Genomic DNA, 20,076 nt, shown 5'->3' with positions numbered 1-20,076 from the left:
ACCCGGTGCGGCGGATGGGTCACCGGCGTGTTTGGGCTGCGTCACTATGCTGCCTATCGGTAGCGGGGACGAGGAGGACCGGGCGGTGGGCGTGGCGGGCGAGTGTCGCGGACACCGATTCGCCGACGGCCCTCTCCACCAGTGACATCATCCCGCCGCGGGTGGTACCGATGATGATCATCAGGGCGTCGTTGGCGTCGGCGATCGTGGTCAACAGTCGAGCCGGGTTGCCCCGCCTCGAGTAGAACGCCCAGTTCCCGGGGATGGCGGCCAGCATCGCGCATGCCTCGCGGCGCTCTTGTTCGACAGCGTCGGCGATGCGTTGTTCCCAGTCGTCGCTGTCCGGGTCGATCGGCAGGTCATCGGTGTCGACGATGTGCGCTACATGCAGGAACGCGTTCAGTCGACCGGCAAGGTCCATCGCGTAGGTCAAGGCAGCGTGGCTTGCTGGGTGCCGGTCGAACCCCACGACCAGGTGGCACACCGGTTCTACCGAGGCGGCGGGGCCGTCCACCTGTAGCGGAGCGCGCCAGTCCCCTAGGTCGTCGCAGGAGGCGTGGCTGGGATCGTCCTCGGTCATTGTTTTCTCCTCATATTGTTTTCTCCTCATACGGAAGCCAGGACGAGACCGGCACCGCCGGCGACGACAGTCACCAGCAGGGTGCCGACCGCGTTCAACACGCCAGCGATGTACTTCTGACGTTGGATCAGCCGCACCGTCTCGAAACTGGCGGTGCTGAAGGTGGTGTACCCGCCGCAGAAACCGATGCCCACGATCAGCTGAAGTTCCTGGGGTAGTCCGTGGAAAAGGATCAGTCCGGTGACGAATCCGAGGAGCAGTGATCCGGTCACGTTGATGATCGCTGTCGCCCAGGGAAAATCCGACGCCCGGCGGTGCCTGATGGCCCCGTCGAGCACAAAACGGACGATCGCCCCTGCACTGCCCGCGCAGGCGATCCAGAGTGTCGTCATTGTGTTGCCTCCGCGGGCCGTGTCCGCAGTCGCGCGGCGATCGCGATTCCGGCGGTGGTGGCGACCAGACCCACCAGTACGGTGCCGGCCGCGTAGCTGCCGGCGGCCCACCACTGATGGCTGCGCAGAAACAGATCGGTATCGACGGCCAGTGTGCTGTAGGTAGTGAACGAACCGAGCATCCCGGTGCCCACCAACAGCCGGACCCGCTGCCGCCACCCTGTGTCCGGGCCCAGGCGAGCCAATCCCTCCAGCAGCATTCCGAGCAGGAACGCCCCGACGATGTTGATAGCGAAGGTCGTCACCGGCCAGCCACTCGCGGCAGAGGAACACCACAGTCCGAGTTGGTATCGGAGCGGGGCCCCGACCAATCCACCGACACCGACGGCGGCGATCGCGGACGCTCGCGCATGCAGCGGGCTTGGGGGCGCACTGTCGGGATCGACCGGTAGGGTCGGATTCGGGTCGTGATGGCCGTTCATGGACAGACTCCTTCCACTCAGGGAAAGGAGCCATCAGCCCCAGGGTTGGGGCGGTTCAGACAACCCCCTACGGGGCGGTCTCGGCGGAGATCCATCGCCGGACACCACTATAGCCTGACCAGGGATCGACCCAAGCAGATCCGATGTACGTTCGAGATTCTCGGTCAGCAGGCCGAGGTGTCTATGTGCCAGCGCTGCAGCTCAACAACCGAACCCGGTTGTTGAGCTCGACTAACGGCCACGACGGCACCGGCCACGACGGCACCGGCCGTGCAACGGGTCGGATTGGACACCTGTGTTCGCGTATCAAGCCCGGTATTCCCGATCCGCCGACCACCGCGATCTTCTCAACACGGGTACGTGGCACACGGCGTCACCAAGACGCTGAACATTTCGCCGAACACAGCATTGTCGTCGAACTCAGAGCGGGCACCAGGCTCGGAACCGAGGTTCATTGCCACGCCGCATCGACACGCAGTCGACTAGACCACACTCGAACATGAACTGCGCCACCCAATTTAACCCCACTGCAGTAGGTCGAGAGTGAATCGGGATACTTCGAATCGAACGCATAGAACGTCTGGCGCACAAGCGCACTCAACATACCGGTGACGAGCTACGTCAAAGTCAAAGACTCCAAGGGAACACACACGACGTGTCGAGGGCAATCATGTTCACTGGTAGATCGAGGACTTTTCGATCACAGAAGCTGTTCTATATGGTGGTTGTACGCGTAGCTCGGCGGGATGAATGCTACTGACCGGCGCTCCCGTGTGGTGGGTAAGTGCAGTCGTCTTCTGAACTAGTGCAGTCGTGTTCTGAAACTGACAATTCGGTCGACGCTGTCAGTTTCAGAAGTGGCCGTCATGACTTCCCTGGGGAATTACCTCCGATTGCAGTCGCCTTCTGACATTTTGAATGCAGAAGTGAACTTCACAATCGATCACCGGAATTGAATTTTCAGAGACTGCGATAGAAGCACACAAGTTCAACTTCGTTCAGGGGGTGTCTGGACCGCGCCGACCGAGTGCTGGGAGTGGGCACGGTTGCGGTTCGCGACGTCAAGCGCGGGCTGGTGGCTCGATTCTCGGCCCAGGTAGCGGGCACCTCCGTGGTCGACTCAGGTGCCTATTCGGTTGATGCCGTCGTCCTGTTCGAGCATGATTTTGCCACCCAAGAAAACCGCTCCCGCAGCAATTGCACCACCCCCGAAGACCGCGACCTTTCCGAGGACGGTGTTGAGGAACTCCTTGTTCTCACTGTCCTTCTGGGATACTTGCTTCCCGTTTTCTTGGATCAGTTCGATGATGAACTTCATTGGTCCCAGGTGAGGTCATCCTTGTCGAGCTCACCCTTGAGGATCTCGCGGATATCTTCAAAAGCCTTGTATGCCTGTTTCTGGCTCTTATCATTCGACTTGAGCGTGGACTTGTGAGCCTCTTCTATCTCTTTCACCGTGTCCAGGGCGAATTCCTTGAAAGCTGGGAACTGTTCGATGATCTTGAGGGCTACTTCGGTGTCCATGTCGGGCATGAAAGCGGCAAACCGCAGCATCTTGTCCTTGGAGAGGTTTCTTCAGGATTCGATGTCGAGTTTGCTTCATGACTTCGACTTCGCTGAGTCCCATGCCTTGCCCTATCTGTCGTACTGTCCGGTATCTCCTCAGAGCCTAGCGAGCTGCGCCGACAGCTAGTCGTACACAGACGAGTTCACCGAGCGACCACCGGGCAGTCTTCGCCTGAGTCGCTTTCTGCGGGTTTGGGTGTGCGTTTTGACCGTCGTCATACCGGACGAGTGCGAACGGGCCACTGGGAGTGATTGATGTCAGTTTCAGAAGACGGCGGCACCTTTTGCTGGCGATTTGTGGGTAAATGCAGTGGTCTTCTGACATTCTGATGTCAGAAGTGCGCTGCACGATCGCGCTCGGCTCTCGGTGACAGGGGAGGCTTGTGGTGGACCCGGGCAAGCTCGCCATCGTAGAGACCGGTGTGCTGACGGCGTCGGGGGAGCGGTGGGCGCAGGCAGAGACCCGATTCGCCGTGTTGGCTCCTATGTTGGAGATGCATCCGGTGCGTTTGGAAGCGGTCGATGATGCGGCCGAACGACTGGGGTTGTCGCGGCGTCGGGTCTATGCGTTGCTCGGCAAACTCAGGGATGGGACGGGTACGGTCACCGACCTACTGACGAAGGTCTCGTCGGGAGGGCGTGGCCGCAGCCGAGTAACGGCTGAGGTCGAAGAAGTGATCAGCGACCATCTCACCCGATACTTTCTTCACCGCCAGAAGCTCAGTGTCGCTGCGCTGCACCGACGTATAGCACTGGCCTGCCACCGCGCAGGTCTGCCAGTGCCGGCCAGAAACACCGTCACCGCACGAATCGCCGCCCTCCATCCGGCATCGGTGGCCAGGTCACGCGGAGGATCCGATGCCGCCCGCCCACGTCAGTCCGCCGGCGACAGTCCACCGACAGTTGCGGGGATTCTCGATCAGGTCCAGATCGACCACACCGTCGTCGATCTGATGATCGTCGACGAGTACGAGCGGCAACCGATCGGCCGCCCCTACCTGACGATCGCCATCGATGTCCTCAGCCGTTCCGTACTCGGGTTCGTCGTAACCCTGGAGCCGCCGTCGTCGATATCGGTCGGGTTGTGCCTGGGCCGCGTGTGCTGCGAGAAGCAGACATGGCTAGAGGCATGCGAGCTCGCGGAGCAGGTGCAGTGGCCGATGGCAGGTAAACCGAAACAGTTGTATCTCGACAACGCTGCCGAGTTCAAAAGCGAAGCGCTGCGCCGCGGATGCGCCCAGCACGCCATCACACTCCAGTACCGTCCTCCGGGCCGACCGCACTACGGCGGGATCGTCGAACGCATCATCGGAACGGCGATGACGGCGGTGCACGAGCTACCTGGGACCACCTTCTCGAACCCAGCGGATCGCGGAAGTTACGACTCGGACAAGCACGCGGCGCTGACATTGCGTGAGTTGGAGCGCTGGCTGGTCCTGGCCATAGCCTCGTATCACGCGAGCGTTCACACAGGGATCGGGAACACTCCTGCCGGCGTGTGGGCCGGCGAGGTCGCCGCAGTTGGTCATGCCCCTCGTGTGGTGCTCGGCGAAACCGCGTTCCTGGTGGACTTTCTTCCCGTCATCCGGCGACGTCTGACGCGTACGGGCTTCGTTCTGGATCACGTGCACTACTTCTCGAACGCGCTCAAACCGTGGGTTGCGCGGCGAGAGGATCTGGGGCGGTTCGTGATACGACGTGACCCACGAGATTTGAGCAGAATCTGGGTCCTCGAACCAGACGGTGCCGGCTATGTCGAGGTGCCGTACCGGACGATGTCACATCCCGCGGTGACACTGTGGGAGCACAGAGCTGCTATCACTCGTCTCCGCGAACAAGGTCGGTCGAACGTTGATGAGAGCGCACTGTTTTCGATGATCGAGCAGATGCGCGAGGTTACCGACCGCTCGCAGAAAGCCACCCGCAAAGCCCGGCGCAACCGCGCCCGCCGCACACACCTCACCGACGCCGCGTCTGCACCGATTCCGGTGGTTCACCCGCCGGTGGAGTCTCAGACGGACGGCAGCACCGCAGCGCCGGTTTTCAGCGACATCGAGGAATGGTGAGCCGATGACCGCATCGACAGGAAGCAGCGACGAAGCCACCGGGTCGTCCATCGAGGATTTGGGGCACCTGCGGGAGTCGGTTCGACCGCTCACCGCACTCGACGACGCGGACCGGATCCGGTTGATCCGGTCGGAGAGGTGGATCGGGTATCCGCAGGCCCGTACGGTCATCGACCATCTGGAGACGTTGCTGTCGTGGCCGGACCGGCAGCGTATGCCGAACCTACTGTTGCTCGGTCCGACGAACAACGGCAAGTCGATGATCATCGAAAAGTTCCGGCGCACTCATCCGCCGATCAGCTTGTCCGACCGCGAGCAGATACCGGTGTTGTGCATGCAGATGCCCCCGGACCCGTCACCCGGCCGGTTCTACCTCGCACTGCTCACAGCGTTGGGAACACCGACCCGACCACGCAATCGGGTCCACGAACTCGAACAGCAAGCATTGATGCTGCTCCGCGCCACCGGCGTACGGATGTTGATCATCGACGAGCTCCACAATGTTCTCGCCGGCCGCGACAACGTCCGCCGCGAATTCTTGAACGTGCTGCGATTCCTGGGCAACGAACTACGCATTCCTCTTGTCGCCGTCGGAACCCGCGACGCCTACCTCGCCATCCGGACCGATCCCCAGCTGGAGAACCGATTCCACCCCATGACTTTGCCGGTCTGGACCAACACGGCCGACACCAGATCACTGCTGGCCAGCTTCACCACGAGCTTCCCCCTCCGGAAACCCTCGCACCTGACATCACCGGAGATGACCGACTACCTCCTCACTCGCTCCGAGGGCACCATCGGTGAACTGACAACGCTGCTCACTGCCGCAGCAGTGACCGCCGTCGACAGCGGAGAGGAAGCGATCACCTCATCGGTGCTCACGCGCACTCCGTACGTCGGCCCCACGGAGCGCCGCCGCCAGTTCGAGCGCCACCTCGCATGAACGCGCGGCTCGCACCTATGCCCGATGATGCGTACGTTCGCCCGTGGCCGCTGCACCCGCAGCCACTGCCAGGTGAGGCCCTCTCGTCCTGGTTGGCCCGGATATGCGAGCTGTATCCGCACATCAGGCCCTCTGACCTGCTCGCAGACCTCGAAATCGATTGTGCTGTCGAGGATCTCGACCGCTACACACCGGAGCCGATACTTGTCGAGCTGGCCGGTCGCGGCGCAGTCCCGGTAGAGAGGGTGCGGATGATGACGTTGGCGGGGTGGACACCGTGGTTGCTCGACAGCACCGACCCCGCCGACTGCGACTTCGACACCTACGTCCACCAGTTCTCGATCCTGCTACCGGCCGACCTCGCGAGGGAGGATCGACGACGCCGCACACCCACGAGCGAGGCATGGTTGCCGTGGGCTAGCACTCCGCGCAGTCGGGCATGCCCGGCATGTATCGACAGCCTCGAATCCACTGCTGATATCAACATGACTCTGCTGCAGCAATATCCGGTGCTGAGCAGCTGCCTCGACCACCGTTGTCGACTCGAACCCTGCTCTGCTTTCCCTGGTCATGCAATCTTCTGGGATCAGGTCCGGTTCGGTTCGGACGAACGGGTCTCGCCCGTTCCGGTTCCCTCAGCGGTCACGGACCTCGATCGGCGCAGCACCGAGGCTCTGACGACGGGATGGGTGGAACTCGGCCCAGGCCGGGTACATGCCGCAGTGTGGTTCCGGCTTCTGCGCACCGTCGTCGACGAAGTGTCCTCGCCACTGGTTCGCACCGGACGGTGGGCGACGAGGCTCGTTGCGATCTGGAGGGCCGCCGGTCGTTCTCGCCCGTTGCGGACAGCGTGGGTTCCGTTCGAGGACCTGCACTGGGACGAGCAGGCGAAAGTTCTCGAGGCTGCAGCGATCGGCATTGCGATGGTCGAGAGCGGTGAGATCGATGCCGGCGGTGCGCACGCATCTCTGCTGAGCCCACGACCGTATGAGCCGGTCGATCCCGGGACAGCTCCGACGCGCTCGTCTTATCCCGCACCCGAGCGCGATCTGTGGGCTGACGCGCATGCTGCGGCTGAGGCCGCCATCGCGGCGGCGCGCGTCGATCCCGCATCCGCCAGTTCGTTGTACAACTTCCTGCGCTGGGGGTGCCGCACCGCAGCGGAGCTGGATGAGACGGTGCAACTGTTCCTCGACCACGGGATCCCGCTGCAACATCCGCCGACGTAGCTCTCGCCCGATGGAGCGGGGTCGTCCGCGACGCACACGCTGCGACAGCCGAGAAGCCCGTTTTCGCGCCGGGGTCATAGTCACCAACGTTATTTGTGCGGTCACCGACGAGAATTTTCCTTCCCGCACCATCATCGCTGAAACGCCTGTTCAGCGTGTTTTGGACTCGAAAAAGCTGTCGGGGGTGCTCGCTACAGTCCCTGTCATGGCAGAACGGCAGCTCGATGAGGTCCTGGACACGTATTCGGTCGTTTCAGTGAGTGGTGCGGCGGTGTTTCCGGACCTGCCGGTCGAGATCGCGGCTCGGATAGAACGGTCGATGGCGTCGGCACGGTCTCCTGCTACCCGCCGCGCCTACGATTCGGCGTGGCGACGATTCGAGACCTGGTGCATCGCCGCCGGACAGATCCCGCTACCGGCGCACCCCGCGACGGTGGCGGCATACCTCGTCGCCGCGGCCGACACACTCACCGTCGACGGCACGCGGGCGTACGCGCCGTCGACATTCGGCAAATGGGTCGCGGCGATCACCGACCGCCACCGCGCTACCGGCCACGACAACCCGTGCAGCCACGAGATGGTGCGCGCCACCCTCGCAGGCATTCGCCGTGATTACGCGTCTGCGGGGGAGCGGCCCCGCAACCGGCGTGCCCCGCTGCTGACTACTGACATCACCACGATCGTCGACTACGCACGCCGCAGTGCGTCCGGGTGGGCATCGGAGGTACTCGAACGTCGCGACACCGCGCTGCTGCTGATGGGCTACACCGGGGCGTTTCGCCGCAGCGAACTCGTCGCCCTCGAGTGCCGCGATATCCGCCGTGACCGCCTCGACGGCGCACACGTACGGATCCGGAAATCCAAGACCGACCAAGACGGCACCGGAACCGTCAAAGCCCTACCGTTCACCGACCGCCACGAATCCTGCCCGGTCTGCGCGTGGATACGCTGGCAGCAGATCGTCGCCGCGTTCGACACCGGCGGCAGAGTCGCCGTCATTCGGTTACATTCCCGCGCAGCAGAATTCGATTCTCACGTCTGTCGCGGCCCCCTGCCCACTCCCGAGAAGCGATCACCCCTCTTCCGATCCATCCGTAAGAACGGCAACCTTTCCGCCGCCGCGTTGTCCGGGGCTGCGGTACATGCGGCCATCCGCCGCCGCGCCGCTCACGCCGGGTACGACCCCGACACCGTCGCACAACTCGGCGGGCATTCACTACGGGCAGGATTCGTCACCCAAGCTTTCCGCAACGGCGCCGACGCGCACGCGATCATGCGGCAAACCGGACACACCACACCCGGCATGGTCGAAATTTACGCGCGCGAGCATGCGCCGCTGGTCGGCAACGCCGTCACCGACCTAGGATTATGAGCCAACTCGAAGATCGGGGGGCACGTGCGCCGGCGAGCCGACCGAAGTCTGGGCGGCACCTGCAGCCGACGTCGCCAATCCTGATCCGGTGCATGCGGCACGTAGCGTGAAAGCGTCTGTGGTGGAGCGGGATCGGCACACCTGGTCACTGTTCGAGGACTGGTGCGCCGCTCTCGATCAGCCGGCTGTGCCGGCCTCGCCACAATCGCTTGCTTGGTTCCTACGAGCGCATCCTGCAGCGCCAGGGACGCAACGCCGCCGGATCGCGGTCATCGACGCCGCCCACTACCGCCGCAACCTACCGCCACCGGGACGCGCAGAGACCGTCCGGGCTGCCCTCGACGTGGCCCGCGCAGAACGACTGCACGATCTCACTACCCTCATCGGCGGCATCATCGGGCGTCTCCCGGAATCGGGTTGGCCGACAGCGTTGTTCGCGCGACGAGACGCCCTGATGCTTGTGTTGGCTTCGACGGGTCTGCCGTCTACGCAGATCGCGGCGGTGCGGATGTGCGATGTCACTGTAGATCTGCAGGCAGATGCTCTACACGTCGAGACAGCCAACGGCGCTCACGCCGTCACCTCGCCCAGATTGGTGAGATCGGGTGTATCCCCGGAGAGTGTGTATCGACGTTGGTGCGAGGTACTCGGGCACTACGAGCGGTACCCGAGCAACGGCATGCTCGCTGATGCCATCGAGGAGGTAGGCGTTACCGAACTCGCCGGATGTGACCGGCATCTCGATCCGGCCAGCGAACAGCTACTGCTGACTCCGATCGACCGGTGGGGCCACACCCCGCTGAGTGAAGCCCCGCTCACCCCGCGTGCGGTGGCCGACATCGTGCGGATGCACCTGAACGGGCGAGCGCCTATCCACCCACGCCATCGAATTCGGGCTCAGCGCCCCGAACCGGATCTTGCACCGGAACCCGCATCGACGACGACCTCGTTCGACTCTGGCTACTACGAACGTGGAACACTCGCACGCAGACGAGCTCATGACTTTCTCGGCGACATCGAGTCCGTCTTCGCCGACGTCGAAAGCCGCGCTGAGAAGATGCTGAACGATCTTCTCGGGTTCCTCGACCCGGACGCGGCGGGAGACTGGTCCGACGTCGTCGAGTAGCGAACAACTCTCTGCTGGAACCCAGCTGAGTGAGAGGGTAGAGGCACGCTGGTCGGTCGTTGCACGAGATCCCGCACAGCCTCGTGCGAGTGCTGTCGGGGTTGTGGTGTGTCGGTTCCGTCGTACCGCCGCGACGACGGAACCGACACGCCGCATACTGAACCTACCGGGAGCGCACAGACCTCTCGTCGTCCGTATCCGCCACCCATCGGTACCGAAACAGTGGTGACGCTTGCTTTTTCTTCACTATTCGCCGACGCGGCGCGCGCTCATCCCGGCGTCGTGAATACTCGACCAGCCGATCCCGTAACGCCGGGTCGAGGCAATCTCGATCATGTGCGTCCAGTCGTTCCCTCAACCGGCGGCGATACTCACCCATCCCGAGTCCGAACTCGACGAATACATCCGATGCCGACGCTCCCCCGAACGGCTCCCACAACACGGCAAACGCAACCAACGATCACATTGCTGCTCGGGCGCCACCGCTCACCGTTTCTTTCCGTCGATCTCGGTCAGCAAATCACCGTCGTCGACGAAGGCGAGTTCTCCCGAGTTCAACGCGACAGCCCATCGATGCGGGTGCGCCCAGTCGCGACCCAACGCGGGACCGGAGACAAGTTGATCGGAGTAGTCCTCGACGACGATCCCCGACACCATTTCTCCGCCCCTCCGGAGCTGGACCTCATCACCAACAGCCGGTCCAGAATTTGTGTTACTTCCTGCAGCAACCATGGACGAATTCAAGCAGAGTCCGCTCGGATCGTCACTCATCGGGCACGCAGAGCACCAGACAGACCCGCTGGATGGCGAGAGCGAGAGCAGCGCAAGAACTCGACAACGATTCGTGTTCCCGATGGGTGCGGATTAGCCCGCAGCCCTTCGTGTGCGGCGAAGAAGCCGTCGTCCCCGCTCCGCCGTAGGACGGCCTGTGACTGAGCGACATCCGGAGCGAAACGAAGTCGTTGACCGACACATCCTCGCTGAAAACCGGCTCCACGCAACCAGGTGATGTGATGAATCATGAACTGTGCGACTTCCATGCGCTCAATTCAGTGACATAACACATTTGAGCCGCCGTTAACAGACTGAAAGGATGTTTTGAAGCATTCCTCCGGTCCGTAGGCTTGTTTGTTGCACAATAGCTGTGTTAGCTGTTCCACACCGACTACTCGCTCGACATGCCCCAGAAGGGTTATCGGGCACCACCCCCTCAGGAGCTCATCGATGACGATTCCCATACTTTCGAGCTCGCACTCGGCCGATGCCATCGAGTCCGCAGCCGATCGGCACGCTACGCGCAACTCGTCGGCCAGCCGACAGAGCACACAGACAGACAGGCTCGTCCGTCCCGTCGGTCAAGGGCTCGACGTCGGTTCCCGGTCGACGCGCTGCGCCGGTGGAACCATGACATTGACGGCCGCGACACCATCGGGATCCCCGGAACTGTGGTCCCGCTATGTCGAAGGAGCGTGGGAATCGTACTCACGCCATGGTGTCACCGCTGCGCTCGATCTGGACGAAGTCGCCTCCGGCGCAACGACAACCCTGTTCTACGTGGTGCTCGACAGGGCAGGACAGATGCTTGGCGGAGTCAGGGCACAAGGCCCCTACACGATGATCGAGCAGTCCCACGTGTTGACCGAATGGCAGGACTCGCCTGGACTGCCTCTGGTCACCGAACTGTTGCACGCCCGGATCCCCCACGGGATCGTGGAAATGAAAAGCGCGTGGGTCGATGCGGGTGCCGCAGGGCGGACGGTGTCGAATGTGCTGGCTCGGACAGCATTGCCGACGCTCGAACTGACCGGCAGCCGGTACCTGTTCGCCAGCGCGGCCGATCACGTCCTGCGCCTGTGGGAAAGCTCCGGCGGGCGGATCGACCATGCCATTCCGGCCGCGGCGTACCCGAGCGAGCAATACCGGACCGTCATGATGTGGTGGGACATGCACACACTGGCCCTCAGTGCGAGACCCGAGGTGTGGCAGTCGATGGTCCGCGAGGCCCACTCATTGCGTGGAGACGGTCAGCGCGTCCCGTCGGCGGCGTGACGGCTGGTCGGGAGTTTGGGGCGGTTCGTCCTCATCTGGCCGGACCTGGGGCTGCCCGACCATGTGATCGTGAGTGTGCCGGCGTGGAACGCGCGATCTCTCCCGTCGGCTTTGGCGCGATAGAGCGCGGCGTCAGCGGCGCGGATCACGGCGTCGAGCACGTGATCGAGACCTCCCGATTCGCGGGAGGAAACGTTTGCGGTGGGCAACGCCGGTTCGCCGGGCGCAGTGGGCCGGACGTCGAGCGTCACCGTTCCGATGCTCACAGTCACCGTGCAGTCGGACCGGACTCGATCGAGTATCCGTTCGGTGAGTTCGTGGCCGTCTCGGTGCGGGGCGAGAATCAGGAATTCTTCGCCACCGGTTCGAGCGACGACCGCGTTTTTGCCGACCGCTGCGTGCACAGCGCAAGCCAGGGTGTCTGCGACTGCTGCAAGCGTTCGATCCCCGGCCGTATGACCGGCGGTGTCGTTGACGGTCTTGAAGTAGTCGACATCGATGACGAGAGCAGACAGCGGTTCCCTCCGCTCGCACGCCTCCTGGACGAGAACCTGGGCATTCGAAAGCAATCCACGGCGGTTGACCAGACCGGTCAACGGGTCCGTGTCGGCCAGCCGCTGCAGTTTCTCGTTGACCGAGGACAGGGTTCGGCGTAGGCCGCCGATGAGCGCGACCGGCACCAGCACCGTGGTCGCGGCGGCACCGATCGCGACGGCGGTCACCGCCCACCCGGAGGATCCCACACTGACCACCGAGAGCGCCGTGACCATGACGACCGAGGCCGCAGACAGGCGGGCGGTCACGCGTGGCGGTGAGCTGGATGCGGCGATGGCCGGAACGATCGCGAGCATCGAGGTGACCGCGCGCGTCCCGGACGAATCCGCGATCAGGTAGGCACTGATCGCGACACCGATCATGCCCCCGAGACCCAGGACCGCGAATTGGCGTTCACTCAACCGCCCCACTTTGGCAGCGAAAAGCACGGTGACTGCGGTGAACGTGAGCACCACGATGAGAATCGGAAGCGCGTTCGGGCGTAGGAACGTCGGAGACACCAGGGCAATGGCCAACAGCGGCACAGCGCCGGTGGCGCTGACAATGACCGCGGTAGTACGGGTATCGAGTCGTGATCGCCAAGGGTTCGCGCGCCGACGAGACTTGTCGATTACGTTCATCGGGTGATTCCTCGAATCAGAGTTGGGCGCGATCCCGGCACGGAATGTCTGGCTGCCCTTGTTGTCTTGGCGCGCTCGTTCATCCCCCTGCGTATCCGGCCGTCGGATCGACTCCGGTACGCACCAACGAATCCAGGTCGATTCGCCGCCGACCGGACGAGAGCGGTTCACCGCGGCCGAACGCCCTCACAGCGGCGGTCACCGCGGCACCGCCGAGCGCGACGTCGCCGCCGAGCTGCGGCCATGTCGAGAGCGTGCGCCCGATTTCCGGCACCGACGCGATCATTCTCGGGGTCAGTTTTGTCGGCTCGAGCAACGTCGCTGCAATTGTGCTCTTCTGCTCGACGGTCAAGTCGGCCACATCCGCGGTCGTCATCTCGCCGAGCAGTCCGTGGAACACCGGTCGGTCGGGTTCGAGATCGAAGCGTTCGACATCGAGTACGCCTCCATCGCTGGTCTCCATCACCACAGGAATTCCTCGGGCGCGGGCGTGATGGCGGACCAACAGTTTGGTGTCGATCGAGTCGCATTCCTCCACAACGAGATCGAGCCCGTCCAGAAAGTTATCGAGCGTCTCGGCCGTCACACCGTCCGCGAAAACCCGCACATTCAGGTAGGGGTCGAGTTCGGCGATCCGCCGGGCCGCGACGACCGCCTTGTTCAGGCCCAAGTCGAAGACCGAGGACGGCACACGGTTGAGATTGGAGAGATCGAGCTCGTCGAAGTCCGCCAGACGCAACTCCCCGCACAGTCCTTCCATCGCGAGGGTATGAGCGACGGCATGGCCGACGCTCAACCCGACAACTCCCACTCGCAGGCCTCTGAACCGAGCTTGCTCTGCGGAAGTAATCTTGTTTCTGTTGCGATCCAGTCGTAGCCGATCGAAGCTGCGTGGACCGAGGACCCGCACCAGGGTGCGCCGCCACGGGTAATGCACCCACCGCGGCAATTCCTCGGTCTTGCCGGTCATCGCGGGAAGTAACCGGCGAAGCGAGGCCAGCTGTTCGAGTGTCGTGTCGACGACACCGACGGTGGGATCATCGAGCAGTGCACGGACAACCGAGTCCTGTTCACGCTCGGATGGGTCGAACACGCTGTGCTCTGACATTGCTGATGCTCCACATCTTTCGGATGACTGTCGACGACACACAACGCCGATCGTGTCCGACGGCCTGGAGGGACATCAGACTGCTTCACGTTACTTAAGTACTTCCCGGCGGTGCGGACACCACGTCGACGTTGATACTGGCTATCCAGGCGACCGAATCTACTGCCTATGGGAATACATCGCCAGGGACTGCCCTGGTCTTCCGATACGGAAGTGAGCTGCACAATCGCTCATCCTGCTCTCGTGGCACGGAGGCGTGTGGTGGACCCAAACAAGCACGACATCGTGGAGACCGGTGTGCTGACGGCGTCGGTGTCGCTTTCGGCTATGAAGCGGGAGCTGGCAAGTAGCCTTGCATATGCGTCGGCATTCACGGCTCGGACGCTGGCATCGACGACAGGACATCACCATGGGCTACCGAATCCGTTACGACGGAGTGACCTTCGAGGTCGATGACACGATCGGCAAAGATTTGCTCGACGAACTGGGCAAGGAGGTCGAGGGTCTTTTTCAGCTTTCGGGGCAGTCGTTCATCACGATCGGGCGCGGTATTCCGATCGCCATTGAAAAATTTTGAGGACGGTCGTAGCCGGTTGCACCGCGGTCTGTCGATGCCTGCTCCGACTTCAAGCCCCTAGCGCCGGTGAGCGGGAACGAAGGTTATCTCGGTGCTGAATTAGCCGGCGGCGACGGTGACCCATTCGGATCGGTCGGTCAGTTTAAGGTAGAGCTTGCGATGGAGCCGATCTTCTCGCCGCTGGCGCGTCTAATTGCGAACGACACCGTCGAGGCTCCTCCGTCGTCGAAGCGAACTCGGTGGCCGGCCGCACACCCCGACCCCTGAAGAACGGGTATACCTACTCCAGGTATACGAAACGCTACAGTTCAAAATCGAAACACTCTGCAAGAACATTGGATTGAAACGATCCGCCCTCTACAGCAACCTCACCCTAGCGAGGGAAGAACGGGACGCTCTAGCTGTCGCGAGAGGTGGCTTGTGCAGTCCACTTCTGAAACAGTGCAGTCGTCTTCTGAAACTGACAATTGACCACGACGTTCTCTCGGCCAAACCGTCCACTGGAAGTGTCCACTTGATTGGTCCAGCTTCCCGTAGTCTCTACTGGACAGATCGAGTTCAGCGGGCCGGAGGGGAATGAAAATCGGGTACGCGCGGTGCAGCACCGCCAGACAGGACACCTCCGTTCAAATTGGACTGCTCGCCAAGATCGGTGTCGAACGCGACCGGGTCTATATCGACCATGCCGTCAGCGGCCGTCAGGCAAAACGCCCCGGACTCGAAAATGCCATCAACGCCAGCCGCGAAGGCGACGAATTCTGCGTCACCAAACTCGACAGACTCTCCCGATCAGCCGGAGACCTCCACGAAACCGTGAACCGCCTCGCCGCTAGGGGAGTAGCACTATTGATCGACGGCAAGGTTTACGACCCAGCGGATCCCATGGGCAAAATGTTCATCGGCATGCTCGGTCTGATGGCCGAATTCGAGTCCGACCTGATCCGAGCCCGCACGCGCGACGCCATCGCCGCAGCCGCAGCCGCCGGCAAGATGAAAGGACGGCCCCATACGCTTACCCAGGAAGAGCGGGCCTACCTGCTTCAGGTGTACGAAACTCGTCAGTTCAAGATCGAAACACTCTGCAAGAACACCGGATTGAAACGATCCGCCCTCTACAGCAACCTCACCCTCGCCAGGGAAGAACGAGACGCTCTAGCAGTCGCGAGAGGTGAGTAGTGCAGTCCACTTCTGAAACAGTGCAGTCGTCTTCTGAAACTGACATCGGTCGACGCTCCGACCAGCCTGTCGGTGTCCTGGTAGATAGTGTTGCAAGTAATCCCAGTTTGATCGCAGATTTCGAGACGGAGGGCTCCAGGTGGACGAGAACCTGATCGGGTACGCCCGATGCTCCACGCGAGGACAGGATCTGCGAGCGCAGCGCACAGCCCTCCGCAAGCTCGGCGTCGACACCGGCAACATCTAGACCGACCGCGGATATACCGGACGCAACCGTGAACGGCCCGGCCTCACCGAAGCCCTCGCGGCAGTGGGGGAGGGGGACACCTTGGTAGTTACGAAACTCGACAGACTCGGACGATCGGTCACCGACCTGAACGCTATCGTCACCGAACTCGACGCCAAAGGGGCACGGTTGATCTACGGTGGTCAGGTCTACAGCCCCGGCGATCCGTCGAGCAAGATGTTCTTCACGGTCCTCGGCGCTATGGCCGAATTCGAGGCCGACCTGACCCGCGCACGCACCCGGGAGGGCGTCGCGATCGCCAAAGAGCAGGGCCGGATGACCGGCCGCAAGCCCAAACTCACTGCACTGCAACACGAACGCCTTCTCAAGGACTACGAATCCGGCGAATTCGGTGCCGTAAAACTCATGGAGCTGTACGGGTTGAGCCGATCGGCCGTCTACGCCGCACTCATCCGGGCCCGCGAGCAGCGTGACGCCATACCCTCCCGCACCGCGACGACCAGGAGCTGACTCTCGATGACCACCAACCCCGCGGATCGCTACGCCACCGACTGGCTCGACAAAGCCCAGTTCGCCCGCACCTGTAACGAACTCGGCGAACCCTGGCCCGCGTGGTCAACAGGCCAACACCTCGCGGTAGCTGTCCTGCTCCAGGACATGAGAAAGCTTGCTGACCTTGACTACACGGAAGTCGATGCACTGGAACGACTTCGGTACGACGTCGATCTACCAGACCTGAACGCAGCGGCGCAGTGGTTCGCGGATCTCCGCGACCGCTTGTGAGCACATCAAGTACCCATCCGGCCACAAAAAAGGCCCCGGCAGTGCTGGAACACCGCCGGGGCCGGTCGATCACAGAACGGACCTGCGATCAATGAACAACGCTAATACCCACCCTGATCAGAACACCACCGAGGACACCCGCGAGATCCACCCTGCTGTCATCACCTGGGCGCTCGTCATCGGATTGATCGTCGCCTTCGCGGTTACCGCGTCCAGTTTCAAGCTGAGCTTCACCACCCTGCTCGACCTGGGGTCCATGGCCGGACTGCGCGATTCCGCGTGGGTCATACCGGTCGTGCTCGACGGACCGATCCTGGCGGCCAGCATCTTCCGTATCGCGCTGTCCCAGCACACAGACCGCGCCACCGTTCGCGGCCGCCGATTCATCATCGCCGTCTTTGCCCTCGCTGGAGTGGCCAGCATGGCAGGAAACGCTTACCACGCCGTCCTCACCGTCACCGACCTGAACGCGGCCGTTGCCGCCATGATGGGTGCCCTCGCTCCGCTGATGGTGATGACCATGGGCGAGATGATGTCCGTCGCAATCAGTGCTCCCCGTCGACGCATCATCACCGCGGCACCGGTTGCAGGCGATGATGCGTCGACCGGGCCGGCCTCCATCGCCGCCGCACAGGACCCCGCCGTCGAGCACCCTGCATCGCGGCCTTTCGAGGCTGTGGGAGTGGAGGAAGACTTGGACAACGGCCTGCTCAAGCCTGCCGTGTGGACCAGTGTCCATCTCTACCTCGCAAACCCCGACTGGTCATTCAGTGATATCGCACGCCACCTCGAGCTCCACACCTCGACTGTCTCGCGGCATATCAAGACCTGGACTCAGGTACAGCAGAACATCGCTGCCGAGCGCAGCACCGCGACCCCCACCATCGTGGCCGACGAAGCGCACACCACGACCGACGTCGATCACGACCACAGCGCCGATGGCGCGACCGAAGCACGTTCGGGGTACGACGACGCCGACTACGACTCGATGGACAGCGATCGTGACTACGTGGGTGCGTCGCGGTGACGCAGGAGCGAGCCGTCAGGACCCGCGCTGCCATATTGGACGGAGCAGCAACAGAATTCGCGCGGTACGGGTACGCCGGATCGTCGGTGACCCGAATTCTCGACAACACGTCGAGCACCAAAGGCGCGATGTACTTCCACTTCTCCTCCAAGCAGGAGATAGCAGTCGCGGTACTCGACACCGCCGCCGCCGCGTACACCGCCATAGCGGCACGCTGGAGTACTGCTGACGGTGTTCCCCCGCTCGATGCGATCGCTGGCATGGTCGACGACGCCGCGCAGGCCTTCGACCACGACGTCTCCTTGCGCGCCGAAGCCAGGTTGAGCGTGGAACCGGACTTCCATGCTCACCGCTCGTCCGCAGCGTGGGAGGCGGCAATACTCGACCTCGCGGACCGCGCTGCCGAATCAGGCAGTCTACGAGAAGGTTTCACCGCGGAGAGGTTCGTGCGCGTTCTGGCGGCATCACTGGCCGGGTATCGCCTGCTGGCCCACATCGTCCCGACAGGGTTCAGGGCGTCTATTGCGATCGGCTACCGCGAGTCTCTCGATACCGTCCTCGCCGCCGCGCGCAACACAGCCGCCACGGACGCGGCGTCGGAGGAGATGAACACCGCGTCACCTCTGCGGCGCGCCACCGAGGATGGCGATGTCGCTCGGGTATGAACGAGGAGTGGACACCGTCACCGAGCCGACCCGGCCAGCACCGACACGGCGACGGCCCAGACCTCGAGTGCACCGCCCGAACGAGGACCGGGTGGTCATGATCGACATCGACGGCGTCCTGGCCGACCTGTCCGCGCACGACAGCGTGCTGACCGACGACGAGATCGACCCAGCTCAGCGGTGGCGCGAATTCTTCGCCCACGTACCCGAAGCCGCAGTGCTCGCCGGCGGGCACGATCTGGCCTGGGCGGTGCACGGTCTCGGCTACACGATCGTCTATTCGACGACGCGGCCCTCATATGCCCTGCCCGCGACACGAGCGTGGCTCACCGACCAGGACTTCCCCGACAGCAGAGCGGTCCTCGGCCGACCGGCCTCCGAGTACAACCAACACACACGGCAGGCCTGGCAGATCAAGCTCGGGCACGCCAGGGCAGTGATCAACCGGCACCCGGCATGGCTGCGCGGCTTCGTCGACGACGACCCGGACGCCGTTCGCCGCCTGAGCGTCAGCGGTGTCCGCGCACACGAGGCGGACAGTCTCGCCCAGCTCGGAATCGCGTCACTACGCGACCGATTGGACAACCCGTAGCCCCGCTATCAGCGAGCACTTTTCGGGGCGATCACCGAGCGGGCGCTGCCACCCCGCATCACCACTATCGAAGAACGGGAAGAGACATGGACGCCGAGCAGGCGCGGTACGAGGTCACCGAGATCAAGGTGATCCGGGGTGCTGAGTCGAAAACGATCGCAGGTAAGCAGCAGGAAGGTTGGGAGCTGGTCGACCGACAGGATGGCATCCTGCGAACCACCATGACCTTCCGTCGACCAAAGCCAAAGCCTCCCTGGCGATTGTGGGCCGCACTGGGAGGGGTCGGGGTCATCCTGGCGGGCATCATCACCGTCGGAGCGCTCACAGAGGACGACGACGCGTCCGCGACCGACGCCGCAACGGCCTCGAGCGCCGAACAATCCTCTCCGCAGCCTGCTCCGGCACAGGAAGCGGAACCCTCCCCGTCGGCCGACCCGATGGTCTGCGACACGACGGACCCATGGTCCCGGGGAGGTCCATGCACGTTCGGGCAGACCGCAATCTACAGCGACACGAGGCGGGATTTGAGCGAGGTGAGGCTGGAGATCACAGTGGGCGCACCGGTCGAGTTCGCACTGAGCGAGGACGCCATCATCGACTCTGACCAAGCTCCGTACCCCGTGAGCGTCTACTTCCCGGTCACCGTCAAGAACACATCACCGGACTCAACCATGCCGGATATGGTCTCTACCCAGGCGACAAACGCCGAACAGAGCAAATACAGCGGTACATACGTCGGTATTCAGCAAGTGAGCGATGGCGACGTCGATTCGTCCGCGGCCAGCGGCATTGAAGGACTGCCGATGGGCGAGACCCTGAGCGTCAAGGAAGGCTGGAACATGACGACACTCGAGGGTGTGCAGTACAGCCTGTCGATCGACGGTCTGGGTGGATACACCGTTGAGTTCGCGCGGTGATCCT

General features: G+C 63.0%; 22 protein-coding genes and 1 pseudogene. 15 read left to right on the top strand and 8 right to left on the bottom strand.

What is annotated here, in order from left to right:
• Positions 1 to 19 precede the first annotated feature (19 nt).
• The 5 genes from ACOQFP_RS04660 to ACOQFP_RS04640 all read right to left on the bottom strand — a co-directional run bounded on the left by ACOQFP_RS04660 (position 20) and on the right by ACOQFP_RS04640 (position 3,008).
• The gene (locus tag ACOQFP_RS04660) at positions 20 to 580 is read right to left on the bottom strand and encodes a universal stress protein (RefSeq protein WP_027494243.1); all 561 of its coding nucleotides are present in this window, start codon (positions 578 to 580) and stop codon (positions 20 to 22) included.
• A 26-nt stretch (positions 581 to 606) separates the two neighbouring features.
• Entirely contained in the window at positions 607 to 972 is a 366-nt protein-coding gene (gene crcB / locus ACOQFP_RS04655) for a fluoride efflux transporter CrcB (protein ID WP_027494244.1), read from the bottom strand.
• A complete protein-coding gene (locus ACOQFP_RS04650; RefSeq protein ID WP_027494245.1) occupies positions 969 to 1,454 on the bottom strand; it encodes a fluoride efflux transporter FluC in 486 nt (161 codons plus the stop codon). The genes crcB and ACOQFP_RS04650 overlap by 4 nt, the downstream gene beginning before the upstream one ends.
• 1,120 nt (positions 1,455 to 2,574) lie before the next feature.
• Positions 2,575 to 2,772 carry a hypothetical protein gene (locus tag ACOQFP_RS04645; protein WP_206498364.1) on the bottom strand — a complete coding sequence of 66 codons (198 nt, stop codon included), beginning with the start codon at positions 2,770 to 2,772 and terminating at the stop codon, positions 2,575 to 2,577.
• Positions 2,769 to 3,008, bottom strand: coding sequence for a hypothetical protein (locus ACOQFP_RS04640; RefSeq protein ID WP_206498363.1), 240 nt, complete (start codon positions 3,006 to 3,008; stop codon positions 2,769 to 2,771). The genes ACOQFP_RS04645 and ACOQFP_RS04640 overlap by 4 nt, the downstream gene beginning before the upstream one ends.
• Positions 3,009 to 3,406: 398 nt before the next feature.
• Here ACOQFP_RS04640 and ACOQFP_RS04635 point away from each other — a divergent pair, with 398 nt between their 5' ends.
• The 5 genes from ACOQFP_RS04635 to ACOQFP_RS04615 all read left to right on the top strand — a co-directional run bounded on the left by ACOQFP_RS04635 (position 3,407) and on the right by ACOQFP_RS04615 (position 9,756).
• Entirely contained in the window at positions 3,407 to 5,086 is a 1,680-nt protein-coding gene (locus ACOQFP_RS04635; protein WP_421583635.1) for a Mu transposase C-terminal domain-containing protein, read from the top strand.
• Positions 5,087 to 5,090: 4 nt separating this feature from the next.
• Positions 5,091 to 6,029, top strand: a complete 939-nt coding sequence (locus tag ACOQFP_RS04630; protein WP_421583634.1) for a TniB family NTP-binding protein — start codon at positions 5,091 to 5,093, stop codon at positions 6,027 to 6,029.
• Positions 6,030 to 6,046: 17 nt separating this feature from the next.
• Positions 6,047 to 7,258, top strand: a complete 1,212-nt coding sequence (locus tag ACOQFP_RS04625) for a TniQ family protein (RefSeq protein ID WP_421583633.1) — start codon at positions 6,047 to 6,049, stop codon at positions 7,256 to 7,258.
• A 205-nt stretch (positions 7,259 to 7,463) separates the two neighbouring features.
• Entirely contained in the window at positions 7,464 to 8,630 is a 1,167-nt protein-coding gene (locus ACOQFP_RS04620) for a tyrosine-type recombinase/integrase (RefSeq protein ID WP_421583632.1), read from the top strand.
• A gap of 88 nt (positions 8,631 to 8,718) precedes the next feature.
• Positions 8,719 to 9,756: a recombinase gene (locus ACOQFP_RS04615; protein ID WP_421583631.1), complete on the top strand. Its 1,038-nt coding sequence runs from the start codon at positions 8,719 to 8,721 to the stop codon at positions 9,754 to 9,756.
• Positions 9,757 to 10,242: 486 nt separating this feature from the next.
• Here the strand turns inward: ACOQFP_RS04615 and ACOQFP_RS04610 are convergent, their stop codons facing one another.
• Entirely contained in the window at positions 10,243 to 10,413 is a 171-nt protein-coding gene (locus ACOQFP_RS04610) for a hypothetical protein (protein WP_232433770.1), read from the bottom strand.
• Between the two features lie 567 nt (positions 10,414 to 10,980).
• Here ACOQFP_RS04610 and ACOQFP_RS04605 point away from each other — a divergent pair.
• On the top strand, positions 10,981 to 11,805 hold the full coding sequence (locus ACOQFP_RS04605; RefSeq protein ID WP_206510273.1) for a hypothetical protein: 825 nt from the start codon (positions 10,981 to 10,983) through the stop codon (positions 11,803 to 11,805).
• Here the strand turns inward: ACOQFP_RS04605 and ACOQFP_RS04600 are convergent.
• Entirely contained in the window at positions 11,781 to 12,980 is a 1,200-nt protein-coding gene (locus ACOQFP_RS04600; RefSeq protein WP_421583630.1) for a diguanylate cyclase, read from the bottom strand. The two genes, ACOQFP_RS04605 and ACOQFP_RS04600, sit on opposite strands and share 25 nt — an antisense overlap.
• Positions 12,981 to 13,059: 79 nt before the next feature.
• Positions 13,060 to 14,088 carry an Rv1355c family protein gene (locus tag ACOQFP_RS04595; RefSeq protein WP_206510271.1) on the bottom strand — a complete coding sequence of 343 codons (1,029 nt, stop codon included), beginning with the start codon at positions 14,086 to 14,088 and terminating at the stop codon, positions 13,060 to 13,062.
• A 409-nt stretch (positions 14,089 to 14,497) separates the two neighbouring features.
• Between ACOQFP_RS04595 and ACOQFP_RS04590 the strand changes: the two genes are divergently transcribed.
• The 9 genes and pseudogenes from ACOQFP_RS04590 to ACOQFP_RS04550 all read left to right on the top strand — a co-directional run bounded on the left by ACOQFP_RS04590 (position 14,498) and on the right by ACOQFP_RS04550 (position 20,072).
• Entirely contained in the window at positions 14,498 to 14,665 is a 168-nt protein-coding gene (locus ACOQFP_RS04590) for a hypothetical protein (protein WP_421583629.1), read from the top strand.
• A gap of 576 nt (positions 14,666 to 15,241) precedes the next feature.
• A complete protein-coding gene (locus ACOQFP_RS04585; protein ID WP_094689029.1) occupies positions 15,242 to 15,841 on the top strand; it encodes a recombinase family protein in 600 nt (199 codons plus the stop codon).
• A 139-nt stretch (positions 15,842 to 15,980) separates the two neighbouring features.
• A complete protein-coding gene (locus ACOQFP_RS04580) occupies positions 15,981 to 16,088 on the top strand; it encodes a recombinase family protein (protein WP_421583628.1) in 108 nt (35 codons plus the stop codon).
• Positions 16,089 to 16,100: 12 nt separating this feature from the next.
• Positions 16,101 to 16,598: pseudogene (locus ACOQFP_RS04575) on the top strand (recombinase family protein); the annotation flags it as partial.
• Positions 16,599 to 16,604: 6 nt separating this feature from the next.
• Positions 16,605 to 16,871, top strand: a complete 267-nt coding sequence (locus tag ACOQFP_RS04570) for a hypothetical protein (RefSeq protein WP_421583627.1) — start codon at positions 16,605 to 16,607, stop codon at positions 16,869 to 16,871.
• Between the two features lie 91 nt (positions 16,872 to 16,962).
• Positions 16,963 to 17,898 (top strand): DUF2637 domain-containing protein, encoded by a 936-nt coding sequence (locus ACOQFP_RS04565; protein ID WP_421583626.1) that lies wholly within the window; start codon positions 16,963 to 16,965, stop codon positions 17,896 to 17,898.
• Positions 17,895 to 18,563: a TetR family transcriptional regulator gene (locus ACOQFP_RS04560; RefSeq protein WP_421583625.1), complete on the top strand. Its 669-nt coding sequence runs from the start codon at positions 17,895 to 17,897 to the stop codon at positions 18,561 to 18,563. Before ACOQFP_RS04565 ends, ACOQFP_RS04560 begins: the two co-directional genes overlap by 4 nt.
• Before the next feature lie 97 nt (positions 18,564 to 18,660).
• Positions 18,661 to 19,155 carry an LNS2 domain-containing protein gene (locus tag ACOQFP_RS04555; RefSeq protein WP_421583624.1) on the top strand — a complete coding sequence of 165 codons (495 nt, stop codon included), beginning with the start codon at positions 18,661 to 18,663 and terminating at the stop codon, positions 19,153 to 19,155.
• Between the two features lie 86 nt (positions 19,156 to 19,241).
• Positions 19,242 to 20,072, top strand: a complete 831-nt coding sequence (locus ACOQFP_RS04550) for a hypothetical protein (protein ID WP_421583623.1) — start codon at positions 19,242 to 19,244, stop codon at positions 20,070 to 20,072.
• Positions 20,073 to 20,076: the final 4 nt, after the last annotated feature.

Source organism: Rhodococcus sp. MALMAid1271 (genome assembly GCF_049195265.1).
Lineage (GTDB): Bacteria > Actinomycetota > Actinomycetes > Mycobacteriales > Mycobacteriaceae > Rhodococcoides.
This window is presented reverse-complemented; position numbering and strand designations above follow the sequence as displayed.

Coding starts and splice junctions, on each gene's coding strand:
- ACOQFP_RS04550 (WP_421583623.1), top strand. CDS start 19,242: ATGGACGCCGAGCAGGCGCGGTACGAGGTCACCGAGATCAAGGTGATC.
- ACOQFP_RS04570 (WP_421583627.1), top strand. CDS start 16,605: ATGACCACCAACCCCGCGGATCGCTACGCCACCGACTGGCTCGACAAA.
- ACOQFP_RS04590 (WP_421583629.1), top strand. CDS start 14,498: ATGGGCTACCGAATCCGTTACGACGGAGTGACCTTCGAGGTCGATGAC.
- ACOQFP_RS04555 (WP_421583624.1), top strand. CDS start 18,661: ATGATCGACATCGACGGCGTCCTGGCCGACCTGTCCGCGCACGACAGC.
- ACOQFP_RS04565 (WP_421583626.1), top strand. CDS start 16,963: ATGAACAACGCTAATACCCACCCTGATCAGAACACCACCGAGGACACC.
- ACOQFP_RS04605 (WP_206510273.1), top strand. CDS start 10,981: ATGACGATTCCCATACTTTCGAGCTCGCACTCGGCCGATGCCATCGAG.
- crcB (WP_027494244.1), bottom strand. CDS start 972: ATGACGACACTCTGGATCGCCTGCGCGGGCAGTGCAGGGGCGATCGTC.
- ACOQFP_RS04630 (WP_421583634.1), top strand. CDS start 5,091: ATGACCGCATCGACAGGAAGCAGCGACGAAGCCACCGGGTCGTCCATC.
- ACOQFP_RS04600 (WP_421583630.1), bottom strand. CDS start 12,980: ATGAACGTAATCGACAAGTCTCGTCGGCGCGCGAACCCTTGGCGATCA.
- ACOQFP_RS04640 (WP_206498363.1), bottom strand. CDS start 3,008: ATGCTGCGGTTTGCCGCTTTCATGCCCGACATGGACACCGAAGTAGCC.
- ACOQFP_RS04625 (WP_421583633.1), top strand. CDS start 6,047: ATGCCCGATGATGCGTACGTTCGCCCGTGGCCGCTGCACCCGCAGCCA.
- ACOQFP_RS04645 (WP_206498364.1), bottom strand. CDS start 2,772: ATGAAGTTCATCATCGAACTGATCCAAGAAAACGGGAAGCAAGTATCC.
- ACOQFP_RS04610 (WP_232433770.1), bottom strand. CDS start 10,413: ATGGTGTCGGGGATCGTCGTCGAGGACTACTCCGATCAACTTGTCTCC.
- ACOQFP_RS04620 (WP_421583632.1), top strand. CDS start 7,464: ATGGCAGAACGGCAGCTCGATGAGGTCCTGGACACGTATTCGGTCGTT.
- ACOQFP_RS04650 (WP_027494245.1), bottom strand. CDS start 1,454: ATGAACGGCCATCACGACCCGAATCCGACCCTACCGGTCGATCCCGAC.
- ACOQFP_RS04660 (WP_027494243.1), bottom strand. CDS start 580: ATGACCGAGGACGATCCCAGCCACGCCTCCTGCGACGACCTAGGGGAC.
- ACOQFP_RS04595 (WP_206510271.1), bottom strand. CDS start 14,088: ATGTCAGAGCACAGCGTGTTCGACCCATCCGAGCGTGAACAGGACTCG.
- ACOQFP_RS04585 (WP_094689029.1), top strand. CDS start 15,242: ATGAAAATCGGGTACGCGCGGTGCAGCACCGCCAGACAGGACACCTCC.